This is a genomic window from Variovorax atrisoli 110B (genome assembly GCF_000382045.1).
Taxonomy (GTDB): domain Bacteria; phylum Pseudomonadota; class Gammaproteobacteria; order Burkholderiales; family Burkholderiaceae_C; genus Variovorax; species Variovorax atrisoli.
The window spans coordinates 691344-708795 of the sequence record NZ_KB907450.1 but is presented as its reverse complement, the minus strand read 5'-3'; the positions used below and the strand labels follow the sequence as shown (position 1 = coordinate 708795).

Sequence of the window (17452 nt, the reverse complement as noted above, 5' to 3'; positions counted from 1 at the left end):
GGTTTGCCGACGCGCCCGTTGCCATCGCGACAGGCGCGCTTCTTGTAATGGTTTTAACCTCATGCGGAGGTGGGGGCGGAGGCGGCGGTGGCGGCGCAGTGGGAGGAATCGGCATTGGCCTGGGCACGGGTGGGACCACGCCTCCCACCACCACGCCACCGGCTGCGAACACCCCCGAACTTCCGGCGCGCGACGCCCTCATCGCCCGCGCCAGGAGCTACGAACTCGACACGCCATACGTGCCGCCGCCGGGCGATCCGCTCGAGCACAACACCTCGGGCTTCGCCAAGACGATGTGCTCGGCAGCCTTCATCACCGGGCTCGATCCCGTCGTCGCAGCCGAGAGCGTGGGCTATTTCACCGGCCCCTACGCCCAACGCAAGAAGGTCGGCGCTCCGGTCGTCGACCGTACGAAAAAAGAAGTCCGCATCACCATCCCCAGCGGCCCCACGTTGACGGCCCGCTACTACGGTTCGCAAGGCTGCATCACGCTGCCGCCGGGCAGGGACGACGTCTTCTTCGCCCCGGTGACGGTCAATAGCGCCCTGCCCGATCCTGCGACGCAGGCGTGGCCCATGGGCGACGTCATGCCGGGCGGCATCCCACCCGGCATCGACACCGCCAAGGTGAGCCAGGCAGTCGACGCGGCCTTCGAACTGCCCGAGGCCTACACCGCCGCTTTCGTGGTCACGCACAAGGGCCGCATCGTCGGCGAGCGCTACATGAACGGCATCACGCCGAGCACACCGCTGGAATCGTGGTCGATGGGCAAGAGCGTGACGGCGACCATGCTCGGCGTGCTCATGAAGCAGGGCGAATACCAGCTCGACCAGCGCGCGCCCATTCCGGAATGGCAAGGGGCGGACGACAAGCGCAAGGAGATCAGGATCTCCGACATCCTGCACATGTCGAGCGGCCTTCGCATCAAGGCGCCGGACGATCCGGACTTCAACCCCAACGGCACCTATCCCGACCACGTCTACTTCTACACGGGCCGCATCAACATCTTCAACTATGCGGCCACGCGGCCACAGCAATGGCCGCCGAACACCATCGGCCGCTACCGCAACACCGATCCGGTACTGGCGAACTACCTGATCAGGCTGGCCGTGGAGAAACGCGGCGAGGAGTACCTGTCGTTCCCGCAGAGAAACCTGTTCGACAAGATCGGCATCCGCACGATGACGCTGGAGACCGACCCGTACGGCAACTTCATGGGACAGGGCTACGACTTCATGTCGGCCCGCGACTGGGCGCGGCTGGCCAATCTCTACCTGCAGGACGGCGTGTGGAACGGCGAGCGCATCCTGCCCGAAGGCTTCGTCAAGTTCGTCAGCACGCTCGCACCGGCCTGGGCCGCCGACAAGCGGCCGATCTACGGCGGCTTCTTCTGGCTCAACGGCACGAGCACGTGGCCCGTGCCGACCACGGCCTACTACATGCTTGGTGCCGGCGGGCAGGTGGTGCTGATCGTTCCGTCCCACGACCTCGTGGTGGTGCGGATGGGCTTCGACAAGGGCGAAAGCTCGTCGGTCACGAGCCTTCGCAAGGCGCTGACGCTGCTGATGCAGGCGGTGCCCGCGTCGTCGTAGTTCGTGGAAATGAAGAAAGGCCTCCCGAAGGAGGCCTGCCTTGCGAAGCGCCGTCCGGCGCCGGCTCAGCGTGTCTTGCTCAGCAGGGTCTGCACCAGATAGCCGTCGCGGAAGACGGCCTCGATGGTCCCATTGACGTGGTCGGAGGGATGCGCCGTCACGAACTTCTCCTCGGTCACGCGGTAGACCACCATGGTGCAGGACGAGTGCCTGCTCAGCGTGCGGGCCACGCCCGTGGCCTGCCTGAGGGTGGGATACGTCTCCATGGGGTCGCGAACTGTTTTACCGGATGTGGTTCCAAATGTTAACCCGTAGGTACTCAACATCTCTAAGGGTATCTTCCGAGCGCCAACAGCGCGGACTGTCCTCAGGCCTGTGATTTCGAAGATTGAAGCGTCTCGTCGTGCTCGGCGCAACCGGCAAGCTGGCTCAATCCAGGCTCGGAAAGCCTGTAGCCCAGCCTTTCCATGACTCGCTTCGCACCCAGGCTCTCGTAGAAAGCGATGCCCCTCAGGTTGAACGCCTTTACCGGCCAGTCGATGCGGGCGCACCCGTGCCTTGTGGCGTACCGGGCGACCCAAGCCATCAACGCCCTGCCGGCCCCGTGGCTCCGGTGCGACGAGCGAACGTAGAGCTCCTTCAACTGGCAGTGCCTGCGCTGATCGGGAGAGAAATCGACCAGCGAATACACCAGCGAGATGGCTGCGAGGCCGATCACCGTCCCGCTTTCGTCCTGCGCCACGACAAGGCGCTGGAACGACCCGGGGGCCAGCAGGTTCGCGGTCAGATGCTCTCTCACCAGCTCTCGGGCGACCTCGGCGCCGTCGTTGTAATAGGCATGCAGCTCGGACAGCAGGTCGACCAGCGACTCGTGCTGTGCTTCGGAGACAAGGTCAACGCGCATTGGAAGTCCCAGGCAGGCCCACGGCCAAAGGCGGCGATGCTATCAAGGCACGGTTGGAGGGGCAGCCCGCACCGCACCCTCACTACACTGCCCTGCGATGAACCACCCCGCCCCATCGCATCCCTCGCCAACCGCCTTCTTCCGAAGCGGCGAAATGCTGCGCAGCCGCCGCGTGAGCGACGTGGTGCTGACCGGCACGGTGGACGTTCCCATGCCTCCCACTCGCCTGCTCGCCGACTGGGAACGCGAGATCTCCTCGCAGCTCGCACTGGAACCCGGAGACGTGGAGCCCCTGCCCCTCGCACGGGCCCGCGCGCGCTGGCCGGACTACCGGCTGTGCGTCCAGGCTGCGTTCGACTGGGCGCAGGCGCAGGACCTGCCCGGGGTGCTCGCTTCCAGCGACGTCGCCCTGATGGCCTGCCGCGGTGCGAAGTACCACCACGACGGCATGCAGTACGGCTTCGCGGCGTTCTGCAATCTCTTCATGAGCGAGGACAAGGGGCTGGACCTGCACTTTCCCGCCGCAGGCCGGCGCATTCCGCTCAAGCGCGGGACCATGGCGATCTTCGACACCGGCCAGCCTCACGCGGTGATCCGGCGCGGCAGCAGCGGCTTCGATGCAGCCGACTTCGCGCATGGCAGCGACTGCAACCTGGTCTTCCTGACCTGGGAGCTCCCCATCGAGGACGCCTCCGTGGCGAAAGCACTGCGGATCGAGTTCGACGTCGCCGCAGCGAACGCTGCACATCCTGACGAGGAGTCGCTCATGCTGGGCGGCAAGCCTGCCGTCGTGAACCCGGCTTCCGGCCAGTGGATGCGCGATGGCTGACCGATTTCGCTCAGCGCTCCTGTGAACGAGCCGCAACGCCGGCGGCAAGCTCCGCCAGGCATTCCCTGACCGCCTGAAGCGGCGTCTTCTCATGGCAGCGTGCAGCGGCCTCGCGCGCGACGGCTTCGCTCAGGCGCCGCTCCTGCGCCGCCTCCACCTGCAGCTCGACGATCCATTTCATGAGCACCGCCAGCACGATCAGCAGCCCGATCGCCGCGCCGATCAAGGTCAGGCGCCAGTTGCCGATGCGAAGTACGGGGGCCGCGGCAGGCTTGCCGGCCATGCCTTCTTCATGCGCGGACATCTAGCGCGGCAGGCCCGGAAAGCCCCACATGCTCAGGCCGAGGATCAGTCCGATCCCGAGGGAAACGATGGCGGCCGTGGTCAACACCGATGCCGCCACGATGTTCTGGACGAACAGAGCCATCATCACGAACCCCACCGCGGCGACGAAGCACATCACAACCGGCAGCAGCGCCCTGAGCGCCGCGCCGCGCCCGGGCACCAAGGGTGGTTCGTCCGGGCTGCCTTCTCGCAGGAACGGGGTTCGCATGAATGTCCTCCTCTTCGCGATATCTCGCGTGTATGCATGGGTCCGCTGAAGAAGGCCGGCTGCTTCGGGGCAACCTTTTCTGAGCTTCCTCAAAGAAAGTGACTGAAGGTTAAGGAAAGGATCCGGCCGGGCTAAGGGATTACTGCGCGAACCTTGCGGATGAGAAGAGGCGCGGCGAACAAAGCTCGACGGCCTGCGCAATAGTTAACAACCGGTGAACAGCAAGGCGCCGCCTGATCCTCGCGCGGACTCTAGGGGCGCGAGCCGGCAGCCACCAGTGCCGAAAGTCACTGCAGGCGGAGTCAGGCGTTGTCGCCGGGCGGCTGCAGCGCCCTCACCCAGTCGAAAACCGCCGCCACGGCGGGCTCGTCGCGTCGCTCCTTCGGGCAGACGAGATGGAACGGCAAGCCCGGCAGTTGCGGACCGAAGGGCTGGACGAGATTGCCCGCGCGCAGTTCGTCGGCGATCAACGCAAGGCTCATCAGGGCGACGCCCTGTCCCTGCAGCGCTGCCGACACGGTGTGCGTCTCATCGGAGAACACCGGGCCGGCCGACACGTCGAGACCCGGCACCTGCGCCTCCTGCTGCCACGCGGTCCACGTGCCCGGCTGGGTCTTGCTGCCCGGCACCTCGAAGTGCAGCAGCGTATGCCGCACCAGTTCGCCGGGGCGGCGCAGCTTGAGCGCGGGGCTGCACGCCGGCGCGAAGACGTTGTCGAACAGCTTCTGCGACACCATGCCGGGCCACGCCCCGCGCCCATAGCGGATCGCGATGTCGGCGGTGACGCCGTCGAGCGGCACCGCGTCGTGCGACGCGTGGATGCGCAGGTCGAGCCTCGGATGCAGCGCGCGCAGCGTGCTCACGCGCGGCAGCAGCCATCGCGCCGCGACAGCCGGCGTGGTCGACAGCGTGATGGCGGTCCGCTCGGGCGGCGCACGCAGCCGCGCGACCGCATTCGCCATGGCATTGAACGATTCGCCGAGCACCGCCTGCAGTTCCCTGCCCTGCGGCGTGAGCACCAGTTGCCTCGGCTGCCGGATGAAGAGCGCCACGCCAAGCGAATCCTCGAGCTGGCGCACCTGGTGGCTGATGGCCGTGGGCGTCACCGACAGCTCATTGGCCGCGAGCTTGGCGCTGCAGTGCCGCGCGGCGGCCTCGAAGGCGCGCAGCGCCGCCAGCGCAGGGAGTTGGCGAAGGTTGGCCATGGATGGGCGAATGGATGAATTAATTTTTCAGCAGCGCAAAGAAATCGTCGTTTGTCGCCGCATCAGTGCATCGGTAGATTTCACTTCATGCCAGGCAGACAGCTGAATTCTCTTCATCCAAATCTTCATGTCAAAGAGGACCGCTCCATGACCACACTGCTCCACATCGACGCCAGCGCCCGCCCCGGCCGCTCGGGCACGCACGTCCACGGCTCGCATTCGCGCCGCCTCAGCCATCACTTCGTCACGACCTGGCGCGCAGCGCGGCCCGATGACGAAGTGATCTACCGCGACGTCGGCGCCACGCCGCCCGGCCACGTCACCGGCGAATGGATCGCTTCCGGCTACACGCCGGCCGGGCAGCGCGAGCCGTGGATGCACGCGGTGCTCGCCGAAAGCGACGCGCTGATCGCCGAGGTCCGCCGCGCCGACGTGCTGGTGATCGGCGTGCCCATGTACAACTTCGGAATGCCCGCCCCGCTGAAGTCATGGATCGACAACATCGTGCGCATCGGCTCCACCTTCGACTTCGACCCCTCCCGCGACAACCCGTACGTGCCGCTGCTGGCCGAGCGCCATCGCCGCACGGTGCTGCTCACCTCGTGCGGCAGCAGCGGCTACGGGCCGGGCGGCTTCCAGGCGCAGATGGACCTGCTCACACCGGGCGTCACGAACCCGCTGGCGCTGCTGGGATTGAACGAAGTCCACAGCTTCGCGATCGAGCACGCGGAGGACCACGGCGATCTGCTGGAGCGCTCCATCTCGAATGCGCTCGCGCGCGTGGAGGCACTGGTCGCCGAACTGCAGGCCGTGTGATCGCCGGCCTGCCCTTCATCAACTTTTCCGGCCCTTCGTTCAGGCCGAGCGCAGCTGCTCGCGCAGCTTCTGGCCGATCTCGGGCCGCTCCAGGAAAGGGTCGGCCGGATTGGTGATGGAGACAATGTTCTCCATGCGGCTGCGCACGTTGCCCAGCGCCTTCGGATGGCTGAACACGTAGAACTGGTTGTCGCTGATGGCCTCGAACACCTTGGCGGCCACTTCGGCGGCGGTGATCTTGCCGCTGCTCACCGCCTTGTTGCTCATCGCCTGGCCGATCAGCTGGCTCTTGGTGAGCTCGCTTTCCTTCGGTGCATTCGGGCGGTTGCGCTCGCTGCTGGTGATGCCCGTGGGCACGAAGTACGGGCACAGCAGGCTCGCACCGATCTGGTCGGTGACGAGGTTCAGGTCCTGGTACATCGTCTCGGTGAGGCTTACCACCGCGGCCTTCGCGGCGTTGTAGATGCCCATGTTGGGCGGCGTGAGCAGGCCGGCCATGCTGGCGGTGTTGGTCACGTGGCCGCGGTAGGACGGGTCTTTCGCGGCAGCTTCCAGCATCATCGGCACGAACAGGCGCACGCCGTGGATCACGCCCCAAAGGTCCACGCCCAGCACCCACTCCCAGTCGGCGACCGTGTTCTCCCACACCAGCCCGCCGGCACCCACGCCCGCGTTGTTGAACACGAAGTGCGGCGCGCCGAAGCGCTCCTTCACCGCAGCGGCCAACGCCTCCATCTGCGCGGCGTCCGACACGTCGACCTTGCGCGCCAGCACCTGAACGCCGGCCACTTCCATCTCCGCCGCAGCCTTGTCGAGCGCGTCCTGCTGCACGTCGACCAGCACGAGGTTCATGCCGCGGGCGGCGCCGATGCGCGCGCATTCCAGGCCGAAGCCCGAACCCGCGCCAGTGAGAACTGCGGTCTTGCCCTTGAAGTCCTGAATCATTGGGTGCTTTCCTTTGGTTGTCTCTGCGCCGTCTATTGGACCGCTTCGCGCAGAGATCGACTGTCGTTCGCGTGACCCGAATCAGCCTTCCGCCTTTTTCAGCACATACCCGATGCGGGGAAAGTGCACATGCACCGTGCCCACTTGCTCGCTGCTGCGCTCCAGCGTGTAGTGCGTGCGCGTGGCGGCGACCAGCGTGCCGGGCGTCTCTTCGAGGCCGAAGCTCTCGGCGCGGATGGTGACGGCGCTGCCCAGCGGGATGCCGTGGTCGTCCTGGAAGGTGCTGTCGGTCAGCAGCGAGTGCGGCGTGGAGGCCTTGGCGACCGCGATGGCTTCTGCGCTCGTGAACTTCTCGGGCACGTCGTGGCCGATGGCGGCCATGCGGTCCATCCAGTCGACCACCGCGGGCGTGAGGTCGAGGATGGTGCGGACCGACTCGATGCGCCGCGTGTACCACAGCGGGTGGTAGGCCGAGAAGTCGGCGATGCTGGGCACCTCGCCGAGCAGGTAGGGCTTCTCGTCGAGCATGTCGGAGAGCCGGCGCAGATACGACTTGTAGGCGCTGGTGGCATCGGCCGGGCGCAGGCGGGTCATGTTGCCGGCGCTCATCTTGCCGCGGTCCTCGCCGAAGGCCTTGGCCGCTTCCGGCGGGGCCTTGGCGAACACCTCGGCCGCGCCCCTGGGCTGGAGGTTCCATGCCATGGCGGCCCAGAAGAGCGTGGTGTCGGCCCATTGCGCGAGGATGCGCGACATGCCCTTCTCGGGCTCGGGGTAGAGCGTGGGCGTGGGCTGCAGGTGCTCCAGCACGTCGGCGATGAGCGCGCTGTCGCAGTAGATGTCGGCACCGATCTGCAGGAACGGCGTCTTGCGGTAGCCGCCGGTGAGCACCTCCACGTCGGGCTTGGGCATGATCGGCGGGATGAAGACCGACTTCCACGGCAGCTTCTTGGCGCCGAGGATCAGGCGCACCTTCTCCGAGAACGGCGAGGTGAGGTAGTGATGAAGGATCAGGTCGGCCATGTTCGTGGGCTTTCTAGCGTTGTGATGTTGGCGCGCTTCAGCGGGGCTGGGCGCGCTGGATGATCGAATCGAAATCGGTGCCTGCGGCCAGGGTGCCGAAGGCATGGCCCCAGTCGCCGGCAAGGCGCGATGCGCAGAAGGCGTGCGCCACTGCAGGCGGGGCAGTCTGCACGAGCAGCGCGGCCTGCACGGCCAGTGCGACATCCTGCGCAAGGCGGCGGGCCTCGGCCTCGGAAGCCATCGCCTCGATGCGCGCCGGCAGTGCGTCGGCGAGGCGGTCGAGCGCGGCATGCCGCCCCCTCGCGGGCGCCAGCTCCTTCTCGAGCGCGGCCACCGCATCGCCCTTGCGCAGCCCGCGCAGCAGGTCGAGCGCCATGATGTTTCCCGCGCCCTCCCAGATGGAGTTGAGCGGGATCTCGCGGTAGATGCGGGCCATGATGCCCTCGCCGCCCTCCTCCACATAGCCGTTGCCGCCGAGGCACTCCATGGCTTCCTGAGCGAAGGCGCTGCCGCGCTTGCAGATCCAGAACTTGGCGACCGGTGTGAGCAGCCGGGCCATCAGGCGTTCGTGCTCGTCGGACTGGTGGTCGAAGGCCCGCGCGAGGCGGATGGCAAGCGCGGTTGCAGCCTCGCTCTCCAGCGCAAGGTCGGCCAGCACGTTCTTCATCAGCGGCTGGTCGATCAGCGGCTTGCCGAAGGCCATGCGCTGGCTGGCGTGGTTGAGCGCGATCGCCAGTGCCTGGCGCATCAGGCCGCTGGTGCCCAGCGCGCAGTCGAGCCGCGTCATCGTGCCCATCTCGAGGATCTGCGGAATGCCGCGGCCCTCATCGCCCACGAGCCACGCGGTTGCGCCGTGAAACTCGACCTCGGAGCTCGCGTTGGCCTTGTTGCCCAGCTTGTCCTTCAGCCGCTGGATGCGGATCGCGTTGCGCGAGCCATCCGGCAGCACGCGCGGCAGGAAGAAGCACGAAAGCCCGGCGGGCGCCTGCGCGAGCACCAGGAAGGCATCGCACATCGGTGCCGAGAAGAACCATTTGTGGCCGGTGATGGCGTAGCGCTCGCCCCAGGCATCGCTGCCGCCTTCGCGAACCGCCTGGGAAGTGTTGGCCCGCACGTCGGAGCCGCCCTGCTTCTCGGTCATGCCCATGCCCATGGTCACGCCGGGCTTGTCGCCGAAGGGCTTGAGCGTCGGGTCGTACCAGAGGCTGCCGAGCTTCGGTGCCCAGTCGGCATGCACCGCCGCGTTGCCGCGCAGCGCAGGCGTGACGGCGTAGGTCATGGAGATGGGGCAAAGGATCGACGGCTCCAGCTCGGTGAAGAGCATGAAGCCGGCCGCGCGCAGCACGTGCGGCGAGGCGGAGGTGCCGGTCCACGGCGTGCCGTGCAGGCCGGCGCCCACGGCGGCGCTCATCAGTGCGTGATAGCTGGGGTGGAATTCCACCTCGTCGATGCGCCGCCCGAAGCGATCGTGCGTGTGAAGCTCGGGCGTGTGGACATTGGCGAGCCGCGCATGCGCCTGCATGCCGGCCGAGCCGAGGGTGGCGCCCAGTTCGTGCAGTTGCGTGGTCTGCAGCGTGGGCGCGTTGAACTTCAGTGCATCGCGCAGCGGCCGGTTGGTGTCGAAGAGGTTGTAGTCGACCAGCGGCTCGGGCTGGTTGAAGACCTCGTGCGTCGAGTTCATTCGAATACCTCCGTGCTCTGCACCGCGGTGCTCGCTTGCTTGGGGCGGCCCGGCGCGGCGCGCATGACCGGCCTCCTTGCCGTGCGTTCAGCTCATCGGCGCATCAATCAGACGAGCTTGACCAGTTGCTTGCCGAAGTTGCGGCCCTTGAGCAGGCCCAGGAAGGCCTCGGGAGCCGACTCGATGCCCTGCGCGATCGACTCGCGCGGCTTGAGCTTGCCGGTGGCCACCAGCGTGCCCAGCTCGGTCAACGCCTCCGGCCACACTTCCATGTGCTCGCTGACGATGAAGCCTTCGATCTTCATGCGGTTGATGAGGATCAGCGCCGGGTTGGCCAGGGGCAGCGGCTGGCCGTCGTAGCCCGCGATCATTCCGCACAGCGCCACGCGGGCGAAGGCGTTGGCGCGCAGCAGCACCGCGTCGAAGATGTAGCCTCCGACGTTCTCGAAGTAGCCGTCGATGCCGTTCGGGCAGGCTTCCTTGAGCGCGGCGCTCATCGACTTGACGTCGGTGTGCTGGCGGTAGTCGATGCAGGCGTCGAAGCCCAGTTCGTCGGTCACGTACTTGCACTTCTCGGCGCCGCCGGCAATGCCCACCACGCGGCAGCCGCGCGCCTTGGCCAGCGCGCCGAAGGCGCTGCCCACCGCGCCGCTGGCGGCGGTGATGACCACGGTTTCACCGGCCTTGGGCGCGATGATCTTCACCAGCCCGTACCAGGCGGTCACGCCCGGCATGCCGACCGCACCGAGGTAATGCGACAGCGGCACGTGCGCGGTGTCGACCTTCTTCAGCGCGCCGGGCTGCGAGGCATCGACCACGCTGTATTCCTGCCAGCCGCCGAAGCCGACCACCTTGTCGCCCACAGCGTACTTGGGGTGCTTGCTCTCGACCACTTCGCCGACGGTGCCGCCCTGCATGGTCTGGCCCAGCGGCTGCGGCTGTGCATAGCTCTTCGAGTCGTTCATGCGGCCGCGCATGTAGGGGTCCAGGCTCAGGTAGTGGTGGCGCACCAGGACCTGGTTGTCCTTGAGCGCGGGGGTTTCGGCGGTGACGAGCTTGAAGTTGCTGGCGACGGCCTCGCCCTCGGGGCGGTTGTCGAGATGGATCTGCTTGTTGGTGGGCATGGAAGACTCCAGGGAAATTCGGTCGATCTGCTGTTCGTTCAGGTCGTCAAGTCAGCTCAGTCGGTGGACGGCGGACGCATCTCGTTGGCGCTGGCCGGCCCCGTCGGCAGCCGGCGCTTCACGTACTTGAAGGTGCCGGTGGCATGGGCGCACACGCGCTCCTGCTCGTCGTAGATTCTGGCCTCGGTGAAAGCCAGCGTCGCCGTCCTGTGAATGAGCGTGCCGCGCGCATGCAGCGGGCCCACGGAGGGCTGCATGAAGCTGGTCTTCATCTCGATGGTGACCACGCCCGTCTCGGGCGCGATGCTGCGCGCGGCAGCGGCCATGGTGATGTCGAGCAAGGTCATGCAGGCACCGCCGTGCGTCACGTCGAAGGTGTTCAGGTGCTCGGGCTTGGCGGTGTAGAGGATCTCGGATTCGCCGTTCTCGAACTTCGTGAGTTCGAAGCCCAGGTGGCGCGCGAACGGGATGCGGCTCGTGTACGAGCGGAAATTGATGTCTTCGTCTTGAGTGGTCATTTCAGTCTGCCAATGGCCGACACGATGGCACGGCCCCTTCGCGGGCTCCCGCGGAAGCGGCTTCGCCGGGCCGCAGGGTGCGCCCCCTCGAGGGGGTGTCCGAGCCACACGAAGTGGGCGAGGCTGGGGGTGGTCATTTCAAGCTGCGCCGAGCACGACGCTGACACCGCCATCCACCGCCAGCCACTGGCCGGTGACGTGCTTGCCGGCATCGCTCGCGAACAGCAGCGTCAGGCCCTTCAGGTCTTCCTCGTCGCCCAGGCGGCCCAGCGGCGCCTGCGCGGCCATCTTCTCCTCGCCCAGCGACTTGATGAGGCCGGCGGCCATCTTCGTCATGAAGAAGCCGGGGCAGATCGCGTTCACGTTGATGTTGTACTTGCCCCATTCGGCTGCCAGCGTGCGGGTGAAGCCGATGACTGCGGTCTTGGAGGTGTTGTAGGCCAGCGTCTGCATCTCGGGCGGGTTGCCGTTGAGGCCGGCGATGGAGGCGATGTTGATGATGCGGCCCGACTTCTTCGGGATCATGTAGCCGTTGGCGATCTGCTGCGACAGGATGAAGTAGCCCCGTACGTTGAGGTTCATCACCTTGTCCCAGGCCTCGACCGGGTGGTTCTCGGCCGGCGCGCCCCAGCTGGCGCCCGCGTTGTTCACGAGGATGTCGACCGCGCCCATGCGCTGCAGCGTCTCGTCGGCCAGGCGGCGGGTGTCTTCCTCCTTCGAGCAGTCGGCGGCGATCCAGCGCGCGTCGATGCCGGCGGCCTGCAGTTCGGCGGCGGCCTGCTCCAGGTCGTCGGCCTTGCGCGAACTCAGCATGATCTTCGCGCCCGCCTCGCCCAGTGCATGGGCCATCTGCAGCCCCAGGCCGCGCGAGCCGCCGGTGACGAGGGCGGTCTTGCCGGTGAGGTCGAAGAGTTTCTGGACGGTTCGTGCGGTCATGGGTTGTCTCCGGGGTTCGGGTAGTGGTTCAGATCGTGTAGTCCATGCACTGGCGGGCTTCGCGCACGGCGCCGATGAACGGCTTCAGCGCCACGTGCTGCGGGTGGTCGGCGTAGGCAGCCAGCGCGGCGGCATCGGTGAATTCCGAGTACAGGACCAGGTCGTAGGTGGCTTCCAGCCCGGGCTGGGCGATGGCCACCTCGAAGCGCAGCGTGCCGGGCGAGAGCTTCGCGCAGGCATCGAGCAGCGCCTTGGCCTTGAGCAGGTTGGTCGCCTTGTCGGCGCCCTCGGCGTGCTCCTTGAACTTCCACATCACGATGTGCTTGAGCATGGCGGGCCTCCTTACTTGCTCGAAGGCGTGTTGGACAGGCGGGAGCGCACGTAGATCAGCACGAAGCCGACCAGCGCCACGACGCCGCCGGGCACGGCGATGGACCAGCCCAGCGCTGCATCGGTGCGGCCGGTGGCTATGCCGAGGATCACGCCGAAGAGGCCGCCGTAGATCAGGATCCAGATCCATTTCTCGAGCCGGGCGTGCGGCTTCGGCGGCTTGGCGGCGACGGGGGTGTTGGGGTTGGTGTTCGGCGAATCGGTCGTGGCCATCAAAAGGCGTCCTCGGGCAAAGCTGTACAGGTCGGGTCGCGGGTTTCGACCACGTTGAGCCATGCGCCGATTTTCGGCAGCTCGTAGTGGAAGAAATAGTCCGTGGCGCCGATCTTGCCAGCTGTTACCGCCCTCGCCTTTTCTCCATCGTTTTCCAGGGCCCTTTGGGCCACGTCCAGCCAGATCCAGGCCAGCACGGTGTGGCCGAAGGCCTGCATGTACGGCACCGCGTTGGCCAGCGCCTGGGCCGGATCGCCCGTGGACCAGGCGGCCTCGGTGGCGCTGCCGATGCGCTGCAGCGCGGCTCCCAGCGCCTTGGCATGGGCCGCCAGCGCCGGCACCTTGGCTGCGCGGCCGATGGTGGCGGTCATGCGCCCGGCCAGCAGCTGCAGGCCGCGGCCCTTTTCCATCAGCACTTTGCGGCCCAGCAGGTCGGCCGCCTGGATGCCGTGGGTGCCCTCGTGGATCATGTTCAGGCGGTTGTCGCGCCAGTACTGCTCCACCGGGAAATCGCGCGTGTAGCCGTAGCCGCCGTGCACCTGGATGGCCAGCGAATTCGCCTCCAGGCACCACTCGCTGGGCCAGCTCTTGGCGATGGGCGTGAGCACCTCCAGCAGCAGCCGCGCGTCGTCGGCGGCCTGGGCGTCGCCGGTCTTCTGCTCGTCGACCAGCCGGGCGCAGTACAGCTCCAGCGCCAGGGCGCCCTCGCAGTACGCCTTCTGGGCCAGCAGCATGCGGCGCACGTCGGCGTGCTCGATGATGCGCACCTGAGGCGCCGCCGAATCCTTGGCCACGGCCGCACCGGCGGCATCGGGCTTCTTCACCAGCCGGCCCTGGGGGCGGCTCTTCGCATACTCGAGCGAGGCGTGGTAGCCCGCCATGCCGAGCATGGTGGCGGCCGTTCCGACGCCGATGCGCGCCTCGTTCATCATGTGGAACATGCAGTGCAGGCCCTTGCCGGGCGCACCGACCAGATAGCCCACCGCGCCAGCCTTGCCGTCGACCGGGTACCTGCCCTCGCCGAAGTTCAGCAGCGTGTTGGTGGTGCCGCGCCAGCCCAGCTTGTGGTTGAGGCCTGCGAGCGCCACGTCGTTGCGCTGGCCGGTGAGCCGGCCCTCGGTATCGACCATGCGCTTGGGCACGATGAACAGCGAAATGCCGCGCGTGCCTGGCACCAGCTTGCCGTTCTCGTCGGGAATCTTGGCCAGCACGATGTGCACGATGTTCTCGGTCAGCTCGTGGTCGCCTGCCGAGATCCACATCTTGTTGCCCGTGAGCCGGTAGCGCGGACCCAGCGGATCGTTCTGGAAGCCGTCGCCGTCGGGCACCGCGCGGGTGGCCACGTCGCTCAGCGAGGAGCCGGCCTGCGGCTCCGACAGGCACATGGTGCCGGCCCAGCGGCCGGAGAACTCGTTCTTGGCGAAGACCTCCTTCTGCATCTCGGTGCCGTGCACCATCAGCAGGTTGGCGTTGCCGCTGGTGAGCATGTTCGAGCCGATGCTCACCGAGGCCATCGCGAAGAAGCTGTTGGCCGCCGCCTGCAGCGTGTAGGGCAGCTGCATGCCGCCGATGTCGTAGTCCTGCGCTGCGCTCATCATTCCCGACTCGACGAAGGCCTTGTGCGCATCGTGCGTGGCCTGCGGCAGCACGACCTTCTCGCCGTCGAAGTGCGGCTCCTGGGTGTCGACGATGCGGTTGAACGGCGCGTACTTCTCGCGCGCGATGCGCTCGCAGGTGTCGAGCACGGCATCGAAGGTCTCGCGCGAATGATCGGCGAAGCGCTCGCGCTGGTTGAGGGCTTCGGCGTCGAGCCAGTCGTAGAGCAGGAAGTCGAGGGTGGAACGAAGGCTCATGGTCGAATTTCCGTGGGTGTCATGAGACCGCGGCGTTCCTTCTCAGGAACACCGCGGAACCGGCTTCGCCGGGCCGCCGGTGTTGCCCCCGGAAGGGGGTTGGCGAAGGCGACGCGCAGTGCGCCGCGGACTGGGGGAGAGTCAGAGAACTTCGAACACGCCCGCGGCGCCCATGCCGCCGCCGATGCACATCGTGACCACGACCTTCTTCGCGCCGCGGCGCTTGCCTTCGATGAGCGCGTGGCCCGTCAGGCGCTGGCCGCTCACGCCATAGGGGTGGCCCACGGCGATGGCGCCGCCGTTCACGTTCAGGCGGTCGCCCGGGATGCCCAGCTTGTCGCGGCAGTAGATCACCTGCACGGCGAAGGCCTCGTTCAGCTCCCACAGGTCGATGTCGTTGACCGTCAGGCCCAGGCGCTTGAGCACCTTGGGCACCGCGAAGACGGGGCCGATGCCCATCTCGTCGGGCTCGCAGCCTGCCACGGCGAAGCCGAGGAAGCGGCCCATGGGCTTCAGGCCCTTCTGCTCGGCGTACTTCTCGTCGACCACCACGCAGGCGCCGGCGCCGTCGGAGAACTGGCTGGCGTTGCCGGCCGAGATCAGGCCGCCGGGCAGCGCCGAGCGGATGCCGCTGATGCCTTCCTTGGTGGTGCCGGGGCGGATGCCTTCGTCGTTCTCGACGGTGACTTCCTTGGTGCGCAGGCCCAGCACGGGGTCGGCCACGCCGGCCAGCACGGTGATGGGGGCGATCTCGTCCTTGAACTTGCCGGCTTCCAGCGCGGCGGTGGCGCGCTGCTGGCTGGCGGCGCCGTATTCGTCCATGGCGTCGCGGCCGATGTTGTAGCGCTTGGCGACCTGCTCGGCCGTCTGCAGCATGTTCCAGTAGATCTCGGGCTTGTTCTTCACCAGCCAGGGGTCGGCCAGCATGTGCTTGTTGGCTTCGTTCTGCACGCAAGAGATGCTCTCGACGCCGCCGGCCACGTAGACCTCGCCCTCGCCCGCGACGATGCGCTGGGCGGCGGTGGCGATGGTCTGCAGGCCCGAGGAGCAGAAGCGGTTGATGGTCATGCCCGAGGTGGTGATGGGCAGGCCGGCGCGCAGCGCGATCTGGCGCGCGATGTTGGAGCCGGTGGCGCCTTCGGGCGTTGCGCAGCCCATGATGACGTCGTCGACCGATGCGGGGTCGATGCCGGCGCGCTGCACCGCGTGCTGCACCGCGTGGCCGCCCAGCGTGGCGCCGTGCGTCATGTTGAAGGCACCCTTCCAGCTCTTCGCGAGCGGCGTGCGGGCAGTGGAAACGATGACGGCGCTGGTCATGGTGAGGTCCTTTGGCTTTGAAGCAGTTGGAAGGGAAAAGAGAGGGCTGCAGTGGTTGTCGTCATTGCGCCGGAGCAGCGTTGGCGTTGCTCAGGAGCTGGCGGTAGAAGCCGATCATCTCGCCGTAGTTCGAGATGGCCAGGCGTTCGTTGTTGCCGTGGAAGCGCGCCAGGTCTTCGTTCTTCATGCGGAACGGCGAGAAGCGGAAGACGGCGTCGCTCACGACGCTGAAGTGGCGCGAGTCGGTGGCAGCGGTCATGAGGCCCGGGGCCACCACCGCATCGGGAAAGCTCTGGCGCACGGCCTGTTCGATCGCGCGGTAGCCGGTGCTGTCGGTCGACGACACGGGCGACGGCTCGGAGTTGCCCGGGTAGGCCTTGATCTTGATGTCGTCGTTGCCCAGGGCCTTGCGCAGGTGCGCCTCGGTGCTGGCGATGGTGTCGCCCGGCAGGATGCGGAAGTTGACGGCGGCCTCGGCGCGGCCGGGCAGCACGTTGTCCTTGTTGCCCGCACGAACGATGGTCAGCGCGGTGGTGGTGCGCAGCATGGCATTGCTGCTCGGGCTCTTCTCGAGGATGCCGCGCACCAGCGGCTCGGTGAGCCACAGGTTGGAGAGCATCACGCGGTTGACGCCGCTCATCTCGGGCGCGAGCGCGCCGAACATCTGGCCCGCCACGCCCTTGATGCCGCCGGGCATCGGGTTGGCCTCGAGCCATGCCAGCGCCGCGCTCATGCTGCCGATGGCGCTGTGCTGCGGCGGCATCGACGAATGGCCGGGCGCGGTGTCGAGCGAGAGGAAGAAGGTGGCGTAGCCCTTCTCCGCCAGGCCGATGAGCGCAGCCGGCTGCTTCAGGCCGGGCATCACGCCGTCGAGCACCAGCAGGCCCTCGTCGAGCACCCAGTCCAGGCGCACGTTGCGCGACTTGAGCAGTTCGGCGATGGGCAGCGCGCCGCGCAGGCCGCTCACCTCCTCGTCGTCGCCCATCACGAGGTAGACCGTCTGCCTCGGCTTGAAGCCGCTGCCGATGAGCAGCTCGATGGCTTCCATCTGCGCGAACAGGTTGCTCTTGTTGTCGAGCGTGCCGCGGCCCCAGATGAAGCCGTCCTTGATCTCGCCGGAGAAGGGATCGACCGTCCAGGCCTTCTCGGTGCCAGGCGCGATGGGCACCATGTCCTGGTGCGCCATCAGTGCGACGGGCTTGGCCTGCGGGTCGGTGCCGGTCCAGGTGTAGAGCAGCGCCTTGTTGCCCACCACTTCCTTCTTCAGGGTGGCGTGCACCTTCGGGAACTGCTGCTCCAGGTAGGCGTGCAGCTTGTCGAACTCGGCCGCGTTGGCAGCCGGGTCGTCCAGCCCCGACACCGTGCGGAACGTGATCGCCGTGGACAGCCGCCGTGCGGCCGCCTGCAGGTCGATGTCCAGCTTGGGCGCGGGCGCCACCGCCAGCTGGCGCGACGGCGTGGTCCAGGTCTTGACCGCCAGGACGGCTGCCAGCAGCACTACTGCCAGCAGCAGCCCGAGGAAGATGCGTTTCAACATTGGCGGTCTTGGTTCCGGC

At 67.3% G+C, this 17452-nt stretch carries 19 protein-coding genes; 3 read left to right on the top strand and 16 right to left on the bottom strand.

Features of this window, described 5'->3' with window-relative positions:
• Positions 1 to 98 precede the first annotated feature (98 nt).
• Complete coding sequence (locus G369_RS0103410) at positions 99 to 1592, top strand: serine hydrolase domain-containing protein (protein ID WP_244164270.1); 1494 nt, start codon at positions 99 to 101, stop codon at positions 1590 to 1592.
• A 65-nt stretch (positions 1593 to 1657) separates the two neighbouring features.
• Here the strand turns inward: G369_RS0103410 and G369_RS0103405 are convergent, their stop codons facing one another.
• The gene (locus tag G369_RS0103405) at positions 1658 to 1858 is read right to left on the bottom strand and encodes a hypothetical protein (protein ID WP_019652570.1); all 201 of its coding nucleotides are present in this window, start codon (positions 1856 to 1858) and stop codon (positions 1658 to 1660) included.
• A gap of 101 nt (positions 1859 to 1959) precedes the next feature.
• Positions 1960 to 2496 (bottom strand): GNAT family N-acetyltransferase, encoded by a 537-nt coding sequence (locus G369_RS35365; RefSeq protein WP_019652569.1) that lies wholly within the window; start codon positions 2494 to 2496, stop codon positions 1960 to 1962.
• 97 nt (positions 2497 to 2593) lie between these two features.
• On the opposite strand from G369_RS35365, the gene G369_RS0103395 reads away from it, so the two are divergent.
• The gene (locus G369_RS0103395; protein WP_026346176.1) at positions 2594 to 3325 is read left to right on the top strand and encodes a hypothetical protein; all 732 of its coding nucleotides are present in this window, start codon (positions 2594 to 2596) and stop codon (positions 3323 to 3325) included.
• 10 nt (positions 3326 to 3335) lie between these two features.
• On the opposite strand, the gene G369_RS0103390 is transcribed toward G369_RS0103395, so the two are convergent.
• The 3 genes from G369_RS0103390 to G369_RS0103380 form a co-directional block, all read right to left on the bottom strand.
• Positions 3336 to 3608: a hypothetical protein gene (locus G369_RS0103390; RefSeq protein ID WP_038113999.1), complete on the bottom strand. Its 273-nt coding sequence runs from the start codon at positions 3606 to 3608 to the stop codon at positions 3336 to 3338.
• A gap of 21 nt (positions 3609 to 3629) precedes the next feature.
• Positions 3630 to 3878 (bottom strand): hypothetical protein, encoded by a 249-nt coding sequence (locus G369_RS0103385; RefSeq protein WP_019652566.1) that lies wholly within the window; start codon positions 3876 to 3878, stop codon positions 3630 to 3632.
• 302 nt (positions 3879 to 4180) lie between these two features.
• Positions 4181 to 5083, bottom strand: a complete 903-nt coding sequence (locus tag G369_RS0103380) for a LysR substrate-binding domain-containing protein (protein WP_019652565.1) — start codon at positions 5081 to 5083, stop codon at positions 4181 to 4183.
• Between the two features lie 147 nt (positions 5084 to 5230).
• On the opposite strand from G369_RS0103380, the gene G369_RS0103375 reads away from it, so the two are divergent.
• A complete protein-coding gene (locus G369_RS0103375) occupies positions 5231 to 5899 on the top strand; it encodes an FMN-dependent NADH-azoreductase (RefSeq protein ID WP_026346175.1) in 669 nt (222 codons plus the stop codon).
• A 39-nt stretch (positions 5900 to 5938) separates the two neighbouring features.
• On the opposite strand, the gene G369_RS0103370 is transcribed toward G369_RS0103375, so the two are convergent.
• The 11 genes from G369_RS0103370 to G369_RS0103320 all read right to left on the bottom strand — a co-directional run bounded on the left by G369_RS0103370 (position 5939) and on the right by G369_RS0103320 (position 17433).
• Complete coding sequence (locus G369_RS0103370; RefSeq protein WP_019652564.1) at positions 5939 to 6844, bottom strand: SDR family oxidoreductase; 906 nt, start codon at positions 6842 to 6844, stop codon at positions 5939 to 5941.
• Between the two features lie 81 nt (positions 6845 to 6925).
• Positions 6926 to 7864: a glutathione S-transferase family protein gene (locus G369_RS0103365; protein WP_019652563.1), complete on the bottom strand. Its 939-nt coding sequence runs from the start codon at positions 7862 to 7864 to the stop codon at positions 6926 to 6928.
• 37 nt (positions 7865 to 7901) lie between these two features.
• The gene (locus G369_RS0103360) at positions 7902 to 9545 is read right to left on the bottom strand and encodes an isovaleryl-CoA dehydrogenase (protein WP_019652562.1); all 1644 of its coding nucleotides are present in this window, start codon (positions 9543 to 9545) and stop codon (positions 7902 to 7904) included.
• Positions 9546 to 9652: 107 nt separating this feature from the next.
• Entirely contained in the window at positions 9653 to 10669 is a 1017-nt protein-coding gene (locus tag G369_RS0103355) for an NADP-dependent oxidoreductase (RefSeq protein WP_019652561.1), read from the bottom strand.
• A 56-nt stretch (positions 10670 to 10725) separates the two neighbouring features.
• Positions 10726 to 11187, bottom strand: coding sequence for a PaaI family thioesterase (locus G369_RS0103350; RefSeq protein WP_019652560.1), 462 nt, complete (start codon positions 11185 to 11187; stop codon positions 10726 to 10728).
• 138 nt (positions 11188 to 11325) lie between these two features.
• Positions 11326 to 12123 (bottom strand): SDR family oxidoreductase, encoded by a 798-nt coding sequence (locus G369_RS0103345; RefSeq protein WP_019652559.1) that lies wholly within the window; start codon positions 12121 to 12123, stop codon positions 11326 to 11328.
• 28 nt (positions 12124 to 12151) lie between these two features.
• On the bottom strand, positions 12152 to 12454 hold the full coding sequence (locus G369_RS0103340; RefSeq protein WP_019652558.1) for a Dabb family protein: 303 nt from the start codon (positions 12452 to 12454) through the stop codon (positions 12152 to 12154).
• An 11-nt stretch (positions 12455 to 12465) separates the two neighbouring features.
• Positions 12466 to 12726, bottom strand: a complete 261-nt coding sequence (locus tag G369_RS0103335) for a hypothetical protein (protein WP_019652557.1) — start codon at positions 12724 to 12726, stop codon at positions 12466 to 12468.
• Positions 12726 to 14579 (bottom strand): acyl-CoA dehydrogenase, encoded by a 1854-nt coding sequence (locus G369_RS0103330; RefSeq protein WP_019652556.1) that lies wholly within the window; start codon positions 14577 to 14579, stop codon positions 12726 to 12728. Before G369_RS0103330 ends, G369_RS0103335 begins: the two co-directional genes overlap by 1 nt.
• Before the next feature lie 141 nt (positions 14580 to 14720).
• Complete coding sequence (locus G369_RS0103325; protein ID WP_019652555.1) at positions 14721 to 15896, bottom strand: acetyl-CoA C-acyltransferase; 1176 nt, start codon at positions 15894 to 15896, stop codon at positions 14721 to 14723.
• Positions 15897 to 15957: 61 nt separating this feature from the next.
• A complete protein-coding gene (locus tag G369_RS0103320; protein ID WP_019652554.1) occupies positions 15958 to 17433 on the bottom strand; it encodes a M20 family peptidase in 1476 nt (491 codons plus the stop codon).
• Between the last annotated feature and the right edge of the window lie 19 nt (positions 17434 to 17452).